This window comes from Kitasatospora sp. NPDC048662, from assembly GCF_055587065.1.
Genome location: NZ_JBVJHA010000002.1, coordinates 539,197 through 557,895 on the forward strand (window position 1 = coordinate 539,197; position 18,699 = coordinate 557,895).

Below are 18,699 nucleotides of genomic sequence, written 5' to 3' on the forward strand. Positions count from 1 at the left end.
ATCCGTACCCAGCCGCCAGGGCCGAGAAGACGAGCGCCGGGGCGCGGCGCCGATGAGGCCGCCGTTCCGGGGCAGATCCGGTCCCCAGAGTCCCGCTCGCGGGCGTCCGCCGGCGGCCGGACCGGACCACCCGCCGTGCGGTGGCTGCAGCGCCTGCCGCGCCGGCTGCTGACGGCCCGTCGGAGGCGGGGCGGCAAGCCGCCGGCCCGGCTGACGGCGGTGGGCACCGGGGTGGTCGCGGTGGCCGGGACGCTGGTGGCCGCGGCGGTGGACCGGCTGATGTTCGGGGGACTCGGGGTGCTGTTCGGGCTCGGCTATCTGGTGGTCTGCTTCCAGCTGGCCGTGCGGGTGCGGTACCCGGACCTCCCGGCGGCCCCGATCTGCGGACCGATCGCGTTCGCGGCGGCGCTGGTGCTGCTGCAGCCGGGCGCCGCGAACGGCGTCACCGGTCAGGTGGTGGCGCTGGCCGGCGGACTGGCGCTGCGCGCGGGCTGGTTGTTCACGGGCACCGGCCTGGCCGCCGCGATCGTCACCGCGCGTTACATCGCCCAGCGCCGCCGCCACCGGGCCAGGTGAGCCAACGGCCGCCGGTCAGCGCCCGGCGGTCAGCGGCTGCCGGCCGGCGGCCATCGCCGCGCCGACGATGCCCGCGTTGTTGCGGAGCTCGGCGGGGACGACCTCGGCACGGCGGTCCTTGAGCAGGGGCAGGAACTTCTCGTGCTTGCGGCTGACACCGCCGCCGACGATCACCAGCTGCGGGGAGAAGAGCATCTCGACCAGGTCGAGGTACTCGTCGACCCGCCCGGCCCACTGCGGCCAGCTGAGGTCGTGGCGTTCCTTGGCGGCGGAGGAGGCACGCCGCTCGGCGTCCTTGCCGCGCAGTTCGAGGTGGCCGAGTTCGGTGTTGGGGACGAGCACGCCGTCGGAGAACAGCGCGCTGCCGATGCCGGTGCCGAAGGTGAGCAGCAGGACCACGCCGGAGCGGCCGCGGCCGGCGCCGTGGGTGACTTCGGCGAGGCCGGCCGCGTCGGCGTCGTTGACCACGGTGGCGGGCATGCCGAGCGCCTCGGTGAACCGGGTGGCGGCGTCCAGTCCGATCCAGCTCTTGTCGACGTTGGCGGCGGTGCGGGTCTGCCCGTCGACGACCACGCCGGGGAAGGTCAGGCCGACCGGCCCGTGGTGGCCGAAGTGCCGGACGACCTCGCACACCGCGTCGATCACCGCGTCGGGGCCGGACGGCTGCGGGGTGAGCACCTTGTGCCGCTCCTGCGCGAGCACGCCCTTGTCGAGGTCGACCGGTGCGCCCTTGATGCCCGAGCCGCCGATGTCCACGCCGAAGACCGTCGTCACTGCCGTCGCCTTCCGTCCGCAGGGGCATCCGCTGCCCGCTCTCGCACCAACGTACGGGGGCGCGGGGGCGGGCGCAGCCGTTCCCGGACGGTCGCCGCCCGCACGGGCGACGCCCGGACCTCTCGGGAGAGGGATCCGGGCGTCGGACGGCCGAGGTGACCTGCGGGCGGTCAGAGCTTGCCGGCGGCCTCGGCGCGCAGGTCGCGGCGGAGCTCCTTGGGGAGCGAGAAGGTCAGGTGCTCCTCGGCGGTCTTGACGATCTGCACGTCCTCGAAGCCGTGGGCGGCGAGCAGTTGCAGCACGCCCTCGACCAGGATCTCCGGCACGGAGGCGCCGCTGGTCAGGCCGACCGTCTGCACGCCCTCCAGCCAGGCGAGGTCGATCTCCTCGGCGAAGTCGACCAGGTGGGCGGCCTTGGCGCCGTACTCCAGGCCGACCTCGACCAGGCGGACCGAGTTGGAGGAGTTCTTCGAGCCGACCACGATCAGCAGGTCCGCCTCGGGGGCCAGCTGCTTGACGGCGACCTGGCGGTTCTGGGTGGCGTAGCAGATGTCGTCGCTGGGCGGCGAGACCAGCAGCGGGAAGCGCTCCTTGAGGGCGCCGACGGTCTCCATGGTCTCGTCCACGGAGAGGGTGGTCTGGGAGAGCCAGACCAGCTTGGACTCGTCGCGGATCTTCACGTTGGCGACGTCCTCGGCACCGTCCACCAGGTGGATCCGGTCCGGGGCCTCGCCCATGGTGCCGACGACCTCCTCGTGGCCCTCGTGGCCGATCAGCAGGATGTCGTAGTCCTCGTCGGCGAACCGGCGGGCCTCCTTGTGCACCTTGGTGACCAGCGGGCAGGTCGCGTCGATGGTGGCGAGCTTGCCGGCTTCGGCCTCGTCGTGCACCGACGGGGCGACGCCGTGCGCGGAGAACACCACGATCGCGCCCTGGGGCACCTCCTCCGTCTCGTCGACGAAGATCGCGCCCTGCTTCTCCAGGGTCTGCACGACGTACTTGTTGTGGACGATCTGCTTACGGACGTAGATGGGCGCCCCGTACTGCTCCAGGGCCTTCTCCACGGCGATCACGGCGCGGTCGACACCCGCGCAGTAGCCACGGGGGGCGGCGAGCAGGACACGGCGCTGAGCACTGGCGGACATGGCTCCATCGTACGGGCGAGTCCCGCCCGCGTGGACGCGCGTCGCCGCTGCCGGGGCGGGCGCGGCCGGTGGAATGGCGAGGGTGAGCACAAAGGCGGCTTCGACGGAACTGCGGCGCACTCTCGGGGTGCGCGATCTGATGGTGTACGGGCTGCTGTTCATCGCCCCGATGGCGCCGGTCGGCGTGTTCGGCGTCCTGGACGCGAAGAGCCACGGGGCGGTGGCCGCCGTCTACTTGGTGGCCACCGTGGCGATGGGGTTCACCGCCGTGTCGTACGCCGAGATGGTGCGGGCGGTGCCCCGGGCCGGCTCGGTGTTCGCGTACGCGCGGGCCGGGCTGGGCGAGGGGCCCGGGTTCATCGCCGGGTGGATGGCGATGCTCGACTACCTGCTGATCCCGGCGGTCGCGTACCTGTTCTCCGGCATCGCGCTGCACTCGCTGGTGCCGGGCGTCTCGCGGTGGGTGTGGACCACGCTGGCGGTACTGGTCACCACCGCGCTCAACCTGATCGGGGTGCGGACGGCGGCCGTGGTCGGCTTCGCGGTGCTGGCCATGGAGGTCGTGGTGCTGGCGGTGTTCGTGGTCGCGGCCTCGGTGGAACTGGCGCTGCACGGGGCGGCCCGGGACTGGGGCTCCCCGTTCGGGGGAATCGGCGGTTTCTCGTTGACGGCGGTGCTGTCGGCGGTGTCCGTCGCGGTGCTCTCCTACCTCGGCTTCGACGCGATCGCCTCCTTCGTCGAGGAGGCCGTGGGCGCGTCGGCCGCGGTCGCCCGGGCGGTGCTGTGGTGCCTGGCGCTGGCCGGCCTGCTGTTCGTCGTCCAGACGTACCTGGCGGCGGTGCTGGAACCCATGACGCCCGATCAACTGGCCGCCGACCCGGCCGCGCAGGGGTCGGCGTTCTACGACACCGTCGAGGCCGCCGTCGGGCACTGGCTGCATGTGCTGATCGCCGCGTCCAAGGCGATCGGCGCCGCGTTCGCCGCGCTGGCCGGGCAGGCCGCGGCCGGGCGGCTGGTGTTCGCGATGGGGCGGGAGGGGCGGCTGCCCCGGCGGCTGGGCGTGGTCGAGGAACGCTCCGCGATCCCTCGGCGGGCGCTGCTGACGGCCGCCGTCATCACGCTGGTGGCCGCGGTCTGGGCCGCCCGCCGCGACGACGGACTCGACCGGCTCACCTCGGTGGTCAACGTCGGCGCGCTCACCGCGTTCGTGCTGCTGCACGCCTCGGTGGTGGGCTGGTACGTGGTGCGCGGCCACTCCCGCGACTGGCTGCGCCACGGCGTCGTTCCACTGCTGGGCATCGCGGTGATCGTCGCGGTGCTGGTGGAGGCGTCGCACACGGCGCTGATCGTGGGCGGGATCTGGCTGGCGGTGGGGTTGGTGGTTCTGGTGACGCAGCGGAGGTAGCGGGGCGCAGGCGGGCGCGAACACAGGGGCGCGGGGAACGGCGCGGCCGGCCAGGCACCGCCGGCCAGATGCGACGCAGGACGGCGAGTCGCACTGTTTCGCGATCTTGCGGACAGGTTCCTCCCGCTTCGCGCAGTTCCCCGCGCCCCTGATTTGGCACCCAACCGCTCGCGCAGGTCTTCCCGTGCCCCCGGCTTCCCGTCGGCCCGAAGGGCTAGCCTCTGGGAATGGCTAATGCGAGCAGTCCCGAAGCACCCCTGCCCGTGGCGAAGGTCTCGGCGCTGATCGGCGGGTGGGTCGATCGGCTGGGCGAGGTGTGGGTGGAGGGGCAGATCGCGCAGCTCTCGCGGCGGCCGGGGGCGGGGATGGTGTTCCTGACGCTGCGCGACCCCGATCGGGACGTCTCGTTGACGGTGACGTGCTTCCGGTCGGTGTTCGAGCAGGTCGCGGATGCCGTGCAGGAGGGTTCGCGGGTGATCGTGCTGGCGAAGCCGGAGTGGTACACGGCGCGCGGCACGCTGTCGCTCCGGGCGTCGGAGATCCGGCTCGTCGGGCTGGGTGAACTGCTGGCCCGGCTGGAGCAGTTGAAGCGCAAGCTGGTTGCCGAGGGCCTGTTCGAGGAGGCCCGGAAGAAGCCGTTGCCGTTCCTGCCGGGGTGCGTGGGTCTGGTGACCGGCCGCGGTTCGGCGGCCGAGCGGGACGTGCTGGAGAACGCCCGGCGGCGCTGGCCGGCGGTGCGGTTCGAGGTGCGGAACGTGTTGGTGCAGGGGCCGCAGGCGGTGTCGCAGGTGAGTGCCGCGGTGCGCGAGTTGGACGCGCATCCGGATGTCGAGGTGATCGTGGTGGCCCGCGGTGGCGGCAGTGTGGAGGATCTGCTGCCGTTCTCCGACGAGGAGTTGGTGCGGACGGTGGCGGCGGCCCGGACGCCGGTGGTGAGTGCGATCGGCCACGAGCCGGACCAACCGCTGCTGGACTTCGTCGCGGACCTGCGGGCGTCCACGCCGACCGACGCGGCGAAGCGGGTGGTGCCGGACGTGGGCGAGGAGCTGGCCCGGGTGCGGCAGTTGCGGGACCGGGCGCGGCGGTACGTGGTGCACCGGGTGGAGCGGGAGGCGGCGGGCCTGGCGTCGGTGCGCAGCCGGCCGGCGCTGGCGGCGCCGACCGAGGCGGTGGCGGCGCGCGGCGCGGAGGTGGCGGCGCTGGCGGAGCGGGCCCGCCGGGTGCTGGGGCACCGGCTGGACCATGCGCAGACCGACCTCGGGCACGCCTTGGCCCGGGTGGTGGCACTGTCGCCGCTGGCCACCCTGGAGCGCGGGTACGCGGTGCTGCAGCGCGAGGACGGCGCGGTGGTGACGGACCCGGCGCAGGTCGCGGGCGGCGAGGCGCTGCGCGCCCGGGTGGCGGGCGGCGCGTTCGAGGTGCGGGTGCCCGGGGAGGGCTGAGGGCGCGGTTTCAGTCGGTGAGCAGCCGCTCGCGGGAGAGCGCGGTGGAGTGCTCGTGGAAGCCGAGGCTGCGGTAGAGCGCCTCGCCGCCCTCGGTGGCGTGCAGGTCGATCCTGGTGGCGCGTCGTTCGTCGAACCAGGCGAGCAGCGCTTCGGTGCAGGCCCTGGCGTGGCCCCGGCCGCGTTGGTCGGGGTCGGTGCAGATGTTGAAGACGAAGCCGAACAGGCCGTCGGGGTGGCCGGGGGCGGGCAGCCGCTGTTCCAGGGTGCCGACGGCGCAGCTGGCCAGTCGGCCGGGGCTCTTCGGGTCGTCGATCACGTACGCCTGGAGGCGCCGGTCGGGCTCGGCTAGCTGACGGGCCACCAGGTCCTGTGCGGTGTGCTGCCAGTGGCCGGGGCGCGGTTCGCCCTGCATGGACGCGAACATCAGGGTGCGGAGGCGGACGAGTTCGGCGGCGTCCTCGGGCCGGGCCGGGCGTGGAGTGCTCATGTCCGCAGCGTAAGGCGGGGGTGCAAGGGGTTTGTCCGGGGCAGCGCCTACGCTGGCGGCATGGCTGATCAGCAGGGTGCGGGTGTCGAGCAGGTGCTCGGGTACGAGCAGGCGCGGGACGAGCTGCTGGAGGTGGTCCGGCGGCTGGAGACCGGTGGGACGACGCTCGAGGAGTCGCTGGCGCTGTGGGAGCGCGGCGAGCAGCTGGCGAAGGTGTGCCAGCGCTGGCTGGACGGCGCCCGGGCCCGGCTGGACGCGGCGCTGGCGGCCGAGGAGTCCGCGGGCGAGTAGCCACACCGGAGTTGTGGCGTACATCACAGGCAGCTGGGGGAATGGTTTAACTTTCATCGAAGTTGGTCCGGTGTGTACGGCGCCCGCCGTACCCGACCGCCCCACGCTTTGAGGTAGGACACTGTCATGACCCTGGCCCTCGACGCCGCCGCCCAGGACCTGCTCTTCCGCGAGGCCCGCACCGCCAACACCTTCTCGGCCGAGCCGGTCAGCGACGAGCAGATCCAGGCGATCTACGAGCTGGTGAAGTTCGGCCCGACCGCCTTCAACCAGCAGCCGCTGCGCATCGTCCTGGTCCGCTCCGAGGAGGGCCGCGCCCGCCTGGTGCAGCACATGGCCGAGGGCAACCAGGCCAAGACCTCCAGCGCGCCGCTGGTCGCCATCCTGGCCGCCGACAACGAGTTCCACGAGGAGCTCCCCTCGCAGCTGCCGCACTTCCCGCAGGCCAAGGACATGTTCTTCAGCGAGCGCTCGGTCCGCGAGTCCTCGGCCGCCCTGAACGGCGCCCTGCAGGCCGCGTACTTCATCATCGGCGTGCGCGCCGCCGGCCTGGCCGCCGGCCCGATGACCGGCTTCGACGGCGAGGCCATCAACAAGGAGTTCTTCGGCGACGGCGAGCACTCGGTGCTGGCGGTCGTCAACATCGGCAAGCCGGGCGAGGACGCCTGGTTCCCGCGCAGCCCGCGCCTGGCCTACGACCAGGTCGTCACCACCGTCTGAGTCCCACTCGGCACCGTGACAGCGAAGGCCCCCGCCGTTCCCCGGCGGGGGCCTTCCGCGTGCCTGTGGGGACTACTTCAGCGCCTCGGCGAGCTGCGCGAGTTCCTCGTACGAGGCGGTGCCGGTGAGCACCGTGGTGCCGGTGTCGCCGGCCGGGCGGGTCAGGGCCCGGTAGCGGTCGCCCTGCACCCGCTGCCACTCCTGGCCGGCCACCGTGGAGGTGCCGTCCGGCTTGGCGCCGGGCACGTTCCGGGAGACCACGTCGTCGGGCTTGTCGTTGCTCTGCTCGATCGCCGCGTACTGGCCGGAGGCGGTGCTGAGGCCCAGGTGCCAGACGGCGTGGCCCTTGTCGTTCGGGCTGTAGCTCACCGAGGTGGCCTTCCAGCCGTCCGGCAGGGCCTGCGGGCCGAGCAGCGGGTACGGCGCGGCGCGCTTCGCCGACGCCACTTCCGCCTGGTACGGCACGGCGTGCACGCCGCCCTTGCCGTCCGCGCTGGGGATGCTGAAGTACGCGACCGCCACCACGACGCCGACCGCCGCCATCGACAGGACCATGTCCCGTACCGTCTGACGGCCCCTCTTGCTGCTGTTGCCTGCCACCCGCCCATGGTAGGCGGCGCTTACGGAACACCGGTGCACCGGCCGCCCCGTCACGGTGTGCGCGGAGTGCGCCGCAGACTCCCGTTCCACCTGCCGATACGATCGCAGCAGCCCTCGTAGCAGCGCCGGTGACCCTCCGCGACCCGACGCTGACTGGCCGTCGCGTACAGAGAGGTAACGACGATGACCACGCAGTACCCGCACCACCTTCCCAGCGCCCTGGAGGTCGCGCCGGAAGCCCCCGACCGCAACCTGGCCCTCGAACTGGTCCGGGTCACCGAGGCCGCCGCGATGGCCGCCGGCCGCTGGGTCGGCCGGGGCGACAAGAACGGCGCCGACGGCGCGGCCGTGAAGGCAATGCGCACCCTGGTGTCCACCGTCTCGATGAACGGTGTCGTCGTCATCGGCGAGGGCGAGAAGGACGAAGCCCCGATGCTGTACAACGGCGAGCGGGTCGGCGACGGCACCGGCGCCGAGTGCGACGTGGCGGTCGACCCGGTGGACGGCACCACGCTGACCGCGAAGGGCATGAACAACGCCGTCGCGGTCCTCGCGGTCGCCGACCGGGGCACCATGTTCGACCCCAGCGCGGTGTTCTACATGGACAAGCTGGTCTGCGGCCCCGAGGCCGCCGACTTCGTGGACATCACCGCCCCCGCGGCCGTCAACATCCGCCGGGTCGCCAAGGCCAAGGGCGCCGCCGTCGAGGACGTCACCGTCGTCGTCCTCGACCGGCCCCGCCACAACGACCTGGTCAAGGAGATCCGCGAGGCCGGCGCCCGGATCAAGTTCATCTCCGACGGCGACGTGGCCGGCGCGATCATGGCGGCCCGCGAAGGCACCGGCGTGGACCTGCTGATGGGCGTCGGCGGCACCCCCGAGGGCATCATCGCGGCCTGCGCGATGAAGTGCATGGGCGGCGTCATCCAGGGCCGGCTGTGGCCCAAGGACGAGGCGGAGAAGCGCAAGGCGCTGGACGCCGGCCACGACCTGGACCGGGTGCTGCACACCGACGACCTGGTCAGCGGCGAGAACGTGTTCTTCGTCGCCACCGGCATCACCGACGGCGAGCTGCTGCGCGGTGTCCACTACCGCTCGGAGACCGCCACCACCTCCTCGCTGGTGATGCGCTCCAAGAGCGGGACGATCCGGCAGATCGACTCCACCCACAAGCTGGCCAAGCTGCGGGCGTACAGCGCGATCGACTTCGACCGGGCCCGCTGAGGCTCGACGAGCGGGTGTTCAGGGGCCGCCGGGGAGAACCTCCCCGGCGGCCCCGCATCCGTTCTCAGCCGGCTATCCGACCCGCCAGGCGCCTGGCGTCCCGCAGCTCGGCCTCCCGCCGGCGCCGGCGGGCGAGCATCACGCGGCGCTCGGCGGCCGTCAGCCCGCCCCAGACGCCGTACGGCTCGGGCTGGGCGAGCGCGTGCTCGCGGCATTCGAGCAGCACCGGGCAGCGGGCGCAGACCCGCTTGGCCTGCTCCTCGCGGGAGAGCCGGGTGGCCGTCGGCTCCTTGGAGGGAGCGAAGAACAGCCCGGCCTCGTCGCTGCGACAGGCGGCGGAGGTGTGCCAGGGGTTGTCGTCCTGATCCGGCGGGGCCGCGGGGCGGCGGGCGGCGGCGGTGGACTCGATCGGATGCAGCACGGTGACTCCTGACCAGGCTCAAGGCTCGGGGATCGGTCGCCTCCTGCCCGACTGCCCCGTGCTCCCTCGCCGTGGCACCGTCGCCGACCCGCGGGGTCACAGCCGTACAGGAACGATGTGCGATTGGAACTACCCCGCCGCCCCCGGATTCATGCACACCGCACGCAATCGACTACCCACTGCACTCGGAACAACGGCGAGTGCCGCCAAGCCAGTTGACGATCAGTGAGATCGCCGCAGGTCAGCCCTCCAGCTGCCGGCGCACCCACTCCTTGAGCTTCTTGCCGCGCTTCGGCTTGGCCTCGCAACCGCCGAACACCGCCGCGCCCTTGATCCGCACCACCGGCGCGTACGGGTCCGGCGAGGTCTGCTCGCGGACGTCGAAACCGCCGAAGATGCCGGCGCCGCTGCCCTGCAGGGTGACGTTCTCCGGGACCCGGACCTCGACGCCGCCGAAGACCGCGACCACCTCGATGACCACCTCGGGCGACTCGAACACCGCGTCGGTCAGGTCGATCTCGACGCCGCCGAACACCGCGACGGCCTTCAGGTGCGAACCCACCCGCCAGCGGCCCTTGCGGGCGGCGGCACCGAACACCGCGATCATCGTGGGCGATTCGGCCCGGGCCGGCGGCAGCGGCGGCTGCTGCTGCGGGGCGGGGGCCGGGGCGTCCAGCGGCGGCTTGGTCAGGTTGTGTCGGATCGGCCCCGGGTGGCTGGGCAGATCGCGGGTGAGCGGCTCCAGTTCGCCGAAGGTGCGGGCGTTGTAGGCGGCCTCGATCCGTTCGGCGTGCTCGTCGACGGTGAGCCGGCCCTCCGCGTAGGCGTCGCGCAGCAGGTCGGCGACGCGTTCGCGATCGGCGTCGGCGGCCCGGAGCTCGGCGGCCAGGTCGGTACCGGGGGCGGGAGCCGGTGCCGGCTCGTTCTTCTTCATCGGGGCGGGCGGCCGGCCCTGCGGCTGCTGCTGCTCGGGAGAGTTGTCCACGTCACAAGCCTAGCGAGCCCGCTCCCGGCCCGAACGCCGGTTCGACGCAATGCGGGTGGTACCGCGTGGGGTGGTGCGCGAGTGACCCGCGTCACGCAGGCCGACCTGAGCGCCGGGGTCGTGCGCCGTACGCCTAACCTGGAGGATGCCTCGTCGACGACGCCGAAAGAACTGAAGGATCTCCCCCATGGCTTCAGAGTTCGCCTACCGCGACCTGCTCCCGCTCGGTGCGGACACCACCCCGTACCGCAAGCTCACCTCCGAGGGCGTCTCCACCTTCGAGGCCGGCGGCCGCACCTTCCTGCAGGTCGAGCCGGAGGCCCTGCGGCTGCTCACCGCCGAGGCGATGCACGACATCTCGCACTACCTGCGCCCGGCCCACCTGGCCCAGCTGCGCCGCATCCTGGACGACCCGGAGGCCAGCCCCAACGACCGCTTCGTGGCGCTGGACCTGCTGAAGAACGTCAACATCTCGGCCGGCGGCATCCTCCCGATGTGCCAGGACACCGGCACCGCGATCGTGATGGGCAAGCGCGGCCAGAACGTGCTGACCTCCGGTCAGGACGAGTCGGCGATCGCCCGCGGCGTGTACGACGCGTACACCAAGCTGAACCTGCGCTACTCCCAGATGGCCCCCGTGACCATGTGGGACGAGAAGAACACCGGCAACAACCTGCCGGCCCAGATCGAGCTGTACGCCACCGACGGGGACGCCTACAAGTTCCTGTTCATGGCCAAGGGCGGCGGCTCGGCGAACAAGTCGTACCTGTACCAGGAGACCAAGGCGATCCTCAACGAGTCGTCGATGCTCACCTTCCTGGAGCAGAAGATCCGCTCGCTCGGCACCGCGGCCTGCCCGCCGTACCACCTGGCGATCGTGGTCGGCGGCACCAGCGCCGAATTCGCCCTGAAGACCGCGAAGTACGCCTCCGCGCACTACCTGGACAACCTGCCGACCGGCGGCGACGCCAAGACCGGCCACGGCTTCCGCGACCTGGAGCTGGAGCAGAAGGTCTTCGAACTCACCCAGAAGATCGGCATCGGCGCCCAGTTCGGCGGCAAGTACTTCTGCCACGACGTCCGCGTCATCCGCCTCCCCCGGCACGGCGCCTCGCTGCCGGTCGCGATGGCCGTCTCCTGCTCGGCCGACCGCCAGGCACTCGGCAAGATCACCGCCGAGGGCGTGTTCCTGGAGCAGCTGGAGACCGAGCCGGCGAAGTACCTCCCGGAGACCACGGACGCCCACCTGGACGGCGACGTGGTCCGGGTCAACCTCAACCGCCCGATGGCCGAGATCCGCGAGCAGCTCTCCAAGTACCCCGTGAAGACCCGGCTTTCGCTCTCCGGCACGCTGGTCGTCGCCCGCGACATCGCGCACGCCAAGATCAAGGAGCGGCTGGACCGCGGCGAGGGCATGCCGCAGTACATGAAGGACCACCCGGTCTACTACGCCGGCCCCGCGAAGACCCCCGAGGGCTACGCGTCCGGCTCCTTCGGCCCCACCACGGCCGGCCGGATGGACTCCTACGTCGACCAGTTCCAGGCCGCGGGCGGCTCGATGGTCATGCTCGCCAAGGGCAACCGCTCCAAGCAGGTCACCAAGGCCTGCAACGAGCACGGCGGCTTCTACCTCGGCTCGATCGGCGGCCCGGCGGCCCGGCTGGCGCAGGACTGCATCAAGAAGGTCGAGGTGCTGGAGTACCCCGAGCTCGGCATGGAGGCCGTCTGGCGCATCGAGGTCGAGGACTTCCCGGCGTTCATCGTGGTGGACGACAAGGGCAACGACTTCTTCGCCGAGGTGACCGACGGCCCGCTGATCACCAACCTGCGGGTGCGCTCGGCGCAGTGACCCGCTGAAACGGGACGAGCCCCGGCCGGTGAGGGTCGGGGCTCGTTCTGGTGAGGTGGGTGCGGGCGTCGATCACGGGGTGTTCGGGGCGGTGCCGAGCGGCTCGAAGATCTCGTCGTCCTCCGGCGCTTCCGGCTTCTCGATCCGCTCAACGGCCGGGGCCGCCGACTGCCCGGCCAGCGCCTCGAAGGCGCGCTCGATCGCGTTCTGGTCGGTGGGTCCGGCGACGTGCTCGACCGGGGCCGCGGCCGGCGCGGTCTTGGGAACGAGGGTGGTGGTCTCGTCGGCCATGGGGTGGGCCGCCTTTCATTTCAAGGGTACGGATCACCCGGACGACTCGCCCCGGGCACGCGGCCAGTATCGTAGGGGCCGCTAAATGTCTCATAAACGTCGCACCTTGCATCCGCTTGGTGGACGTTTGCTCGCACCCTCATAAGCTGACGCCCCCACACGAGCGGCGTCAGCGTGAGGGACAGACGGTTCATCGGCCACAGGGGAGGACATGGAGCTTCAGGGCACGCGCTCCGCCGAGGCGTTGCGCTTCCAGGTGCTCGGCCCTGTCCAGGCATGGCGCGGCGGTGCTCCGTTGGCGCTCGGATCGCCGCAACAGCAGGCGGTCCTGGTCGCCCTGCTGCTCGGCGAGGGCCGCCCGGTGACCACCGATGACCTGGTGGACGGCATCTGGGGTGACCGAACCCCGCCGCAGGCGGTCGCCGCACTGCGCACGTACATCTCCCGGCTGCGCTCGGTGCTGGAACCGAACCGCGAAGTCCGAAAGCCCGCCGAGGTGCTGGTCTCGGTGAGCGACGGCTACGCCCTGAGGATTCCGGCGGAGTCCGTGGACCTGGCGGTCTTCGAGCAGCGGGTCGCGGAGGCCGCGAGCGCGCGGTCCGAGGGATCATTCCGTGCCGCGCACGACGGACTGGTCTCGGCGCTGGACCTGTGGAGCGGGCGCCCGATGCCGGGAGTTCCCGGGCCATACGCCGAGGCGCAGCGCAACCGGTTGACGGAGCGTCGACTCGCCGTCGCCGAGGAACGCTGCGCGATGGCGCTGGAGATCGGCCTGCACGCCGACGTGGTGGCCGAGCTCAACTCGCTGTCCGCCGCCCATCCCTTGCGCGAGCGGCTGCGCGAGCTGCTGATGCTGGCGCTGTACCGCAGCGGCCGACAGGCCGAGTCCCTTGGTGTGTACGCGGACACCCGGAAGCTGCTGATCGAGGAACTGGGTGTGGAGCCGGGCACCGCGCTGGCCGCGATGCACGCCCGCATCCTGGCCGGCGACCCGGAGTTGATGGCGGTGCTCGCCGCACCTCCCAAGGCCGTCGCGGAAGAGTCGACCTCGTTCGTTCCCCCGGCCCAACTCCCGGCCGATGTATCGGACTTCAGCGGTCGCTGCAAGGTCGTCAACGAGCTCCGGGACGTGCTGAGGGCGGGTTCCGGCCAAGCCGTGGTCGTCACCTCGCTGGCCGGTATCGGCGGTGTGGGGAAGACCACCCTCGCGGTGCACGTGGCACACCTGGTGCGGCCGGACTTCCCGGACGGGCAGCTGTACGTGGACCTGCGCGGCGCGGGTGCGTCCCCGGCCGACCCGGCTGTCGTGCTCGGTGACTTCCTGCACGCGCTCGGCGTGCCCGACGCCCCCGACTCACTGGACCAGCGCGCCGCGATGTACCGCTCGTTGCTCGCCGACAAGCGGATGCTGATCCTGCTCGACAACGCCCGCGACGCCCAGCAGTTGCGGCCGCTGATTCCCGGTGTCTCCGGCAACGCCGTGATGGTGACCAGCCGTTCGCGGCTGGCGGAGATCCCCGGCGCGCACCTGGTGGACATCGAGGAGCTGACCCCGGACGAAGCGCTGGCGCTGTTCTCGGCGATCGTCGGCGTCGAGCGGGTGGGCGCCGAGCCCGAGGCCGCGCTCCAGGTGGTGACTTCCTGCGGCTTCCTGCCGCTGGCGGTCCGCATCGCCGCCGCCCGGCTGGCCAGCCGGCCGCGTTGGAGCGTTTCGGACCTCGCGCGCCGGTTAGCGGACCAGCGCAACCGGCTCCAGGAGCTCCAGCTCGGCAATCTGGCCGTGGAGACCACCCTGGGGCTCGGTTACGCCCAGCTCCAGCCCGAGGAGGCCCGGGCGTTCCGGCTGCTCGCGCTGGTGGACTCGCCGGACCTGCCACTGCCGGCCGTCGCCGCGCTGCTCGGCACCGCCGAGCAGGAAGCGGAGGACCTGGCGGAGGCACTGGTCGAAGCGAACATGCTGGAGTGCTTCACTCCCGGCCGGTACCGCTACCACGACCTGCTGCGGCTGTACGCCCAGCGGCAGAACGTCAAGACCGGTGACGCGGAGAACCAGCAGGCGGCGCTGCTGCGGCTGTTGGACCTGCTCCACGCCACCATGCGGAACGCCGAGCAGGTACTCGAACCCGACGACACCCCGATGGAGCCGCTGTGCGTCGCGCAGTCGGCCGGACTGTCGTTCTCCGACACGGCCACCGCCCGTGAGTGGCTCCGGTCGGAGATCGCGGTTCTGCTCAGCTCGGTCGAGGCGGCGGCCAGCGCCCCGCTGGACCTGGTGCAGCCCGTGGTGGAGATCCTGCAGAGCATGTCCAGCGTGGTCGAGGACCCGTCGCTCGCCCCGCGTATCCGCAGCGTCCTGCACGCTGCCGCGGCGAATCCGGCGGCCCGGCGTCACGCGGGGACGCTGGCCCGGGTGCACTACGCGCTCGGCCACATGCACCAGGTGGCGGCCGAGCTCGCCGAGGCGGAGGAGGCACTGACAGCCAGTCTGGCCCTCCAGCCGGCCGAGCAGGCCACCATGCTGCGAGTGATCACGGCCTATACGCTGGCAATCGTCCTGATCATGGCGGGCCGACCGGCCGCGGCCCTGCCGTTCCACGAACAGGCGCTCCAGATGGTGTCCCAGTTCGACGCACCCATCGTCGAGGCCCGTCTCCTCGGCAACATGGCCCGTTCCTACGTCGGCCTGAACCGGCACGAGGAGGCGGTGGAGGCCGCCCGCGCGGCGGTGACGGCGGCCCGGGCATCCGGGAACGTGCCGTGCCTGGCGGACACCCTCTACCAACTGGGCGTCGTCCTGAGCTCGACCGGCGAGCCCGGTGAGGCAGCCATACACCTCCGCGAGGCGCACCAGCTGTACCGCGCCCATCAGCATCCGATCTGGGAGGGCTACTCGCTCGCCAGGCTCGCAGCCTGCCTGCTCGCGGACGGTCAGCTCGCCGCCGCCGCCGAGGCCGCCGAGGAGTCGTTGTCGATCGCGCAGGAGATCGAGGCGGCGTACTGCCAGGGCATGGCCAACGCGGCGCTCGGTGAGGCGTTGCTCGAACTCGGGCAGCCCTCACGTGGGTTGGCGTGTCTTCAGGAGGCGTTGACGGTGTTCACCCGGCTCGGTGTGCCCGAGGCCCAGCCCGTGCAGGACCTCATCGACTCGCGGCACACCGAGCCTTCCCCTCCCCCCGCGCCGTAAGGCCTTCGCTCCCCCCTGGTACCCCCCTGGTCCCCCCTGGCGAAGGCCTGTCCCCCCGGGGCGTCAGCGCCCCCGCAGCCCCCCGGCTGCGGGAACGCTTTGACGCTTCCCCGGCGCTGAGGAAGACTCTGCCAGGCCGCGATTGACGTTCGATAAACGTCGGCGGCTGCACGGTTGATGGGGTATTTGGGCTGGTCAGGGGCGTGGTGCGAGGGTGGCGGGCGGCGCACGAGTTGGCTGGCGTGCTCCCTTGCGGGCGACGGTGTGCTTCCGGCGGCGGGCGATAATCGCCCAACGGCGCACGAGTTGGCCGGAAACGGACTCCACAGTGCGGTGATCGCGTTTATTCTCATAGGCCAGGGTCGGGAGTGGTGTGCGGACCACGACGGGTGGGGCAGGACGCGCGCGGGAGAGGTGCCCAGATCACGTGACGGACGAACAGACCGAAGTCCCCGCCGACGCCGAGCGGGCGTCCGCCGGGGAGGGACGCCGGGCCGAACGGGCCGGCCAGGCCGCCGCCTTCGATGCGATGGGGGCGCGGTACCAGGAGGTGTTTCCGGCCAGGTCGGGCCAGTTGACCTGTGCCGGGTGGCTGGTGGAGCAGCTTCCGGCCGGGGCCCTGGTGCTGGACGTGGGCTGCGGCGCGGGTGAGCCGACCGCGCGTCAGCTGGCGGACGGCGGGCTGCGGGTGATCGGCGTGGACCTCTCGGCGGGCATGCTGGAGCAGGCCCGCAAGGCGGCGCCGGAGGCGGTGTTCCACCGGTTCGACGTCATCGATCTGGCCACCGGGAACGCCGAAGCGCTCTGGGGCGTGCCCGAGTTGGGGCCGGCCGGGGCGGGGACGCTGGACGGTGCAGCGGCGTTCTTCTCCTTGCTGATGCTGCCTCGTCCGGAGATCGCCGAGGCGCTCGGCCGGATCCGTGAACTGCTGCGCCCGGGCGGCCTGTTGGCGCTGGGCATGGTGGAGGCGGACCTGGACGACGTGCCGCTGCCGTTCCTGGACCAGCAGATCCGGGTCAGCGGCTATCCGCGGGAGGAGCTGACCGGCCTGCTGGAGCGGTCCGGTTTCGCCGTGGAGGCGGTGGACAGCCAGTCCTACGCCCCGGCCGGGTCCGCGCTGCCGCCCGAGACCCAGCTGTACCTGCGCTGTCGGCGCACCGGCTGACCGGGAGTCAGCCGCCGCCTTCGACGTCCTCCACATCTGCACAGAATCGGGCAGCCCGTGCGCGACCAACTGGAGCCCCTGGCGGGGCAGCAGCCCGCCGTCCCCGTCCAGCGGCATCCGCCGCCCGACGGGCTGCCCCGGCTTGCCGAGCGCCTGGCGTACCTGGACGGTGCGGCCCGGCGGATCAACAGTTCGCTCGACCTGACGGCCACCCTGCGCAACCTGGGCCGGGTGCTGGTGCCCGAGATCGCGGACGCCCTGGTGGTGCTGGTCCGCGACCCGCTGCCGGACGTCGAGCGCGACCTCGGGCGTCCGCGCGCGCTGCGGGTGCTGCACACCAGCGGGACGAAGCTGGGCCGGCGCGGCGGGCTGCGTCCGGTGCCGCCCGGCAGCGCGCTGGAGCGTGCCCTGGAGCGGCGCGCACCGCACGGCCCGACGGTGCTGGACGAGCGGCGCGGCGGCCTGCCCGCCGAGCTGCTCGGTGCCCGGGCGCTGGGCCGGCTGCCGGCCGGGACGGCGCTGCTGGCGCTGCCGCTGCACGGGCGGCAGGCCGCGCTCGGCATGCTGCTGCTGATCCGGCGCCCCGCCGCGGACGGGCAGCCGGTGTCGTTCGACCCGGCGGACACCGCGACGGCCGCGCACCTGGCGACCCACGCGGGCCTGGCCGTGGACACCGCGCTGCGCTACACCCGCGAGTGGGAGATCGCCGACGAGTTGCAGCGCTCGATGCTGCCCGCGCACCTGCCGCAACCGCACGGCGTGCGCCTGGCGCACCGTTACCTGCCGGGCGAGCGCGGGGCGCAGGTCGGCGGCGACTGGTACGACTCGATCCCGCTGCCGGGCAACCGGGTGGCGCTGATCGTCGGCGACGTGATGGGCCACTCGCTGACCTCCGCCGCCGTGATGGGCCAGCTGCGCACCTCCGCACAGACCCTGGCGGGCCTGGACCTGCCGCCGCACGAGGTGCTGTACCACCTCGACGAGCAGGCTCAACGCCTGGGCCGCGAGCACCACTTGGCGACCTGCGTGTACGCGGTGTACGACCCGATCGCGGGCCGGGTGGTGATCGCCAACGCCGGACACGTGCCGCCGGTGCTGGTCGGCCCGGACGGCACCAGTGAGCTGCTGGACCTGCCGCCGGGCGCGCCGATCGGCGTCGGCGGGGTGGACTTCACCTCGGTGGAGCTGGCCGCCCCGCCCGGTTCCTCGCTGCTGCTGTTCACCGACGGCCTGGTGGAGACCCGCCGCCGCCCGCTGGGCACCGGACTCGAACTGCTGCGGGCCCGGCTGGAGGGGGCGCACCGGCTCAGCCCCGAGCAGCTGTGCCAGGAGGCGCTGCGGATCCTGCCACCGGGCGACCGGGCCGACGACATCGCGCTGCTGGCCGCCGCGTTCGACGGAATCCCGGCCTCCGACGTCGCCTACTGGTACCTCCAGCCGCGGCACGAGACACCGGGCCGGGCGCGCCGGCTGGCCGGACACGCGCTGCACAACTGGGGCCTGGACCATCTGCGGGAGAACTGCGAACTGATGGTCAGCGAGCTGGTCACCAACGCGATCCGGCACGCCACCCGCCCGGTGACGCTCCGCCTGGTGCGCACCTCGCGGCTGCGCTGCGAGGTCGGCGACGACTCGGCGGCGCTGCCCCGCACCCGCCGGGCCGGGCCCGACGAGGAGCGCGGGCGCGGCCTCCAGATAGTCGCCCGGTGCGCGGACCGCTGGGGTGCGACCCGGCTGGGGGCGGGCAAGGTGGTCTGGTTCGAGCAACGGCTGTGACCTGCGGTCGGCCTGCGGCAGCGGGCAGGGCACGGACGCCGGCCACCACGCCCGGCCGGCCACCGGGCGGCGAGAGCCCGCCTGCGGCAGCAGACCGGCCGAGGTGGGCAGCGCTGCCCCGAGCGGCCGCCGGACGGTGAGAGCCCGGCCGGTGGCGGCGGGCCGGTCGAAGACACCGGGCACCACCACCGGGCGAACGCGCCGACGCGCCGGTCACCGTCCCGAACCGGCCGCCGGGCGACGAGCCCCTCGCCTGCGGCAGCAAGCCGGCCGAGGTGGGCAGCGCTGCCCCGAGCGGCCGCCGGACGGTGAGAGCCCGGCCGGTGGCGGCGGGCCGGTCGAAGACACCGGGCACCACCAC

Annotated in this window: 17 protein-coding genes; 10 read left to right on the plus strand and 7 right to left on the minus strand. The window is 72.7% G+C overall.

From position 1 onward, the window contains the following. Window positions 1–135 precede the first annotated feature (135 nt). Complete coding sequence (locus ACZ6R9_RS08365; protein ID WP_380487741.1) at window positions 136–576, plus strand: DUF6542 domain-containing protein; 441 nt, start codon at window positions 136–138, stop codon at window positions 574–576. Window positions 577–591: 15 nt separating this feature from the next. Here the strand turns inward: ACZ6R9_RS08365 and ppgK are convergent, their stop codons facing one another. Together ppgK and ACZ6R9_RS08375 are read right to left on the minus strand one after the other, a co-directional pair. After that, on the minus strand, window positions 592–1,350 hold the full coding sequence (gene ppgK / locus ACZ6R9_RS08370; RefSeq protein ID WP_465537220.1) for a polyphosphate--glucose phosphotransferase: 759 nt from the start codon (window positions 1,348–1,350) through the stop codon (window positions 592–594). A gap of 170 nt (window positions 1,351–1,520) precedes the next feature. After that, entirely contained in the window at window positions 1,521–2,495 is a 975-nt protein-coding gene (locus ACZ6R9_RS08375; protein WP_380487737.1) for a 4-hydroxy-3-methylbut-2-enyl diphosphate reductase, read from the minus strand. A gap of 73 nt (window positions 2,496–2,568) precedes the next feature. Between ACZ6R9_RS08375 and ACZ6R9_RS08380 the strand changes: the two genes are divergently transcribed. Continuing rightward, complete coding sequence (locus ACZ6R9_RS08380) at window positions 2,569–3,900, plus strand: APC family permease (RefSeq protein WP_465537223.1); 1,332 nt, start codon at window positions 2,569–2,571, stop codon at window positions 3,898–3,900. Between the two features lie 227 nt (window positions 3,901–4,127). Next, window positions 4,128–5,342, plus strand: coding sequence for an exodeoxyribonuclease VII large subunit (xseA, locus tag ACZ6R9_RS08385; protein ID WP_465537225.1), 1,215 nt, complete (start codon window positions 4,128–4,130; stop codon window positions 5,340–5,342). Between the two features lie 10 nt (window positions 5,343–5,352). On the opposite strand, the gene ACZ6R9_RS08390 is transcribed toward xseA, so the two are convergent. Further along, the gene (locus ACZ6R9_RS08390) at window positions 5,353–5,832 is read right to left on the minus strand and encodes a GNAT family N-acetyltransferase (protein WP_380487732.1); all 480 of its coding nucleotides are present in this window, start codon (window positions 5,830–5,832) and stop codon (window positions 5,353–5,355) included. Window positions 5,833–5,892: 60 nt separating this feature from the next. Here ACZ6R9_RS08390 and ACZ6R9_RS08395 point away from each other — a divergent pair, with 60 nt between their 5' ends. Beyond that, the gene (locus ACZ6R9_RS08395; protein ID WP_380487730.1) at window positions 5,893–6,123 is read left to right on the plus strand and encodes an exodeoxyribonuclease VII small subunit; all 231 of its coding nucleotides are present in this window, start codon (window positions 5,893–5,895) and stop codon (window positions 6,121–6,123) included. A 126-nt stretch (window positions 6,124–6,249) separates the two neighbouring features. Beyond that, window positions 6,250–6,843 carry a malonic semialdehyde reductase gene (locus ACZ6R9_RS08400; RefSeq protein ID WP_380487728.1) on the plus strand — a complete coding sequence of 198 codons (594 nt, stop codon included), beginning with the start codon at window positions 6,250–6,252 and terminating at the stop codon, window positions 6,841–6,843. 72 nt (window positions 6,844–6,915) lie between these two features. Here the strand turns inward: ACZ6R9_RS08400 and ACZ6R9_RS08405 are convergent, their stop codons facing one another. Further along, complete coding sequence (locus ACZ6R9_RS08405; protein ID WP_380487726.1) at window positions 6,916–7,443, minus strand: DUF4245 domain-containing protein; 528 nt, start codon at window positions 7,441–7,443, stop codon at window positions 6,916–6,918. A 183-nt stretch (window positions 7,444–7,626) separates the two neighbouring features. On the opposite strand from ACZ6R9_RS08405, the gene glpX reads away from it, so the two are divergent. Further along, window positions 7,627–8,667 (plus strand): class II fructose-bisphosphatase, encoded by a 1,041-nt coding sequence (gene glpX, locus ACZ6R9_RS08410; RefSeq protein WP_380487724.1) that lies wholly within the window; start codon window positions 7,627–7,629, stop codon window positions 8,665–8,667. A gap of 64 nt (window positions 8,668–8,731) precedes the next feature. On the opposite strand, the gene ACZ6R9_RS08415 is transcribed toward glpX, so the two are convergent. Beyond that, the gene (locus ACZ6R9_RS08415) at window positions 8,732–9,085 is read right to left on the minus strand and encodes a WhiB family transcriptional regulator (RefSeq protein WP_380487819.1); all 354 of its coding nucleotides are present in this window, start codon (window positions 9,083–9,085) and stop codon (window positions 8,732–8,734) included. Window positions 9,086–9,329: 244 nt separating this feature from the next. Continuing rightward, a complete protein-coding gene (locus tag ACZ6R9_RS08420; protein WP_465537229.1) occupies window positions 9,330–10,073 on the minus strand; it encodes a DUF1707 SHOCT-like domain-containing protein in 744 nt (247 codons plus the stop codon). A 187-nt stretch (window positions 10,074–10,260) separates the two neighbouring features. Here ACZ6R9_RS08420 and ACZ6R9_RS08425 point away from each other — a divergent pair, with 187 nt between their 5' ends. Then, entirely contained in the window at window positions 10,261–11,922 is a 1,662-nt protein-coding gene (locus ACZ6R9_RS08425; RefSeq protein WP_465537231.1) for a fumarate hydratase, read from the plus strand. Between the two features lie 72 nt (window positions 11,923–11,994). Here ACZ6R9_RS08425 and ACZ6R9_RS08430 read toward each other — a convergent pair whose 3' ends face one another. Next, entirely contained in the window at window positions 11,995–12,213 is a 219-nt protein-coding gene (locus tag ACZ6R9_RS08430) for a hypothetical protein (RefSeq protein ID WP_380487718.1), read from the minus strand. 211 nt (window positions 12,214–12,424) lie between these two features. Between ACZ6R9_RS08430 and ACZ6R9_RS08435 the strand changes: the two genes are divergently transcribed. The 3 genes from ACZ6R9_RS08435 to ACZ6R9_RS08445 all read left to right on the plus strand — a co-directional run bounded on the left by ACZ6R9_RS08435 (window position 12,425) and on the right by ACZ6R9_RS08445 (window position 18,338). Beyond that, a complete protein-coding gene (locus ACZ6R9_RS08435) occupies window positions 12,425–15,397 on the plus strand; it encodes an AfsR/SARP family transcriptional regulator (RefSeq protein WP_465537232.1) in 2,973 nt (990 codons plus the stop codon). Between the two features lie 427 nt (window positions 15,398–15,824). After that, window positions 15,825–16,562, plus strand: a complete 738-nt coding sequence (locus ACZ6R9_RS08440) for a class I SAM-dependent methyltransferase (protein WP_380487714.1) — start codon at window positions 15,825–15,827, stop codon at window positions 16,560–16,562. 57 nt (window positions 16,563–16,619) lie between these two features. After that, a complete protein-coding gene (locus tag ACZ6R9_RS08445; RefSeq protein ID WP_380487712.1) occupies window positions 16,620–18,338 on the plus strand; it encodes a SpoIIE family protein phosphatase in 1,719 nt (572 codons plus the stop codon). Window positions 18,339–18,699: the final 361 nt, after the last annotated feature.

Bases quoted from the DNA above. Each gene is read 5' to 3' on its own strand.
- ACZ6R9_RS08425 (WP_465537231.1), top strand. From the start codon at position 10,261: ATGGCTTCAGAGTTCGCCTACCGCGACCTGCTCCCGCTCGGTGCGGAC.
- ACZ6R9_RS08390 (WP_380487732.1), bottom strand. From the start codon at position 5,832: ATGAGCACTCCACGCCCGGCCCGGCCCGAGGACGCCGCCGAACTCGTC.
- glpX (WP_380487724.1), top strand. From the start codon at position 7,627: ATGACCACGCAGTACCCGCACCACCTTCCCAGCGCCCTGGAGGTCGCG.
- ACZ6R9_RS08395 (WP_380487730.1), top strand. From the start codon at position 5,893: ATGGCTGATCAGCAGGGTGCGGGTGTCGAGCAGGTGCTCGGGTACGAG.
- xseA (WP_465537225.1), top strand. From the start codon at position 4,128: ATGGCTAATGCGAGCAGTCCCGAAGCACCCCTGCCCGTGGCGAAGGTC.
- ACZ6R9_RS08375 (WP_380487737.1), bottom strand. From the start codon at position 2,495: ATGTCCGCCAGTGCTCAGCGCCGTGTCCTGCTCGCCGCCCCCCGTGGC.
- ACZ6R9_RS08435 (WP_465537232.1), top strand. From the start codon at position 12,425: ATGGAGCTTCAGGGCACGCGCTCCGCCGAGGCGTTGCGCTTCCAGGTG.
- ACZ6R9_RS08400 (WP_380487728.1), top strand. From the start codon at position 6,250: ATGACCCTGGCCCTCGACGCCGCCGCCCAGGACCTGCTCTTCCGCGAG.
- ACZ6R9_RS08430 (WP_380487718.1), bottom strand. From the start codon at position 12,213: ATGGCCGACGAGACCACCACCCTCGTTCCCAAGACCGCGCCGGCCGCG.
- ACZ6R9_RS08380 (WP_465537223.1), top strand. From the start codon at position 2,569: ATGGCGAGGGTGAGCACAAAGGCGGCTTCGACGGAACTGCGGCGCACT.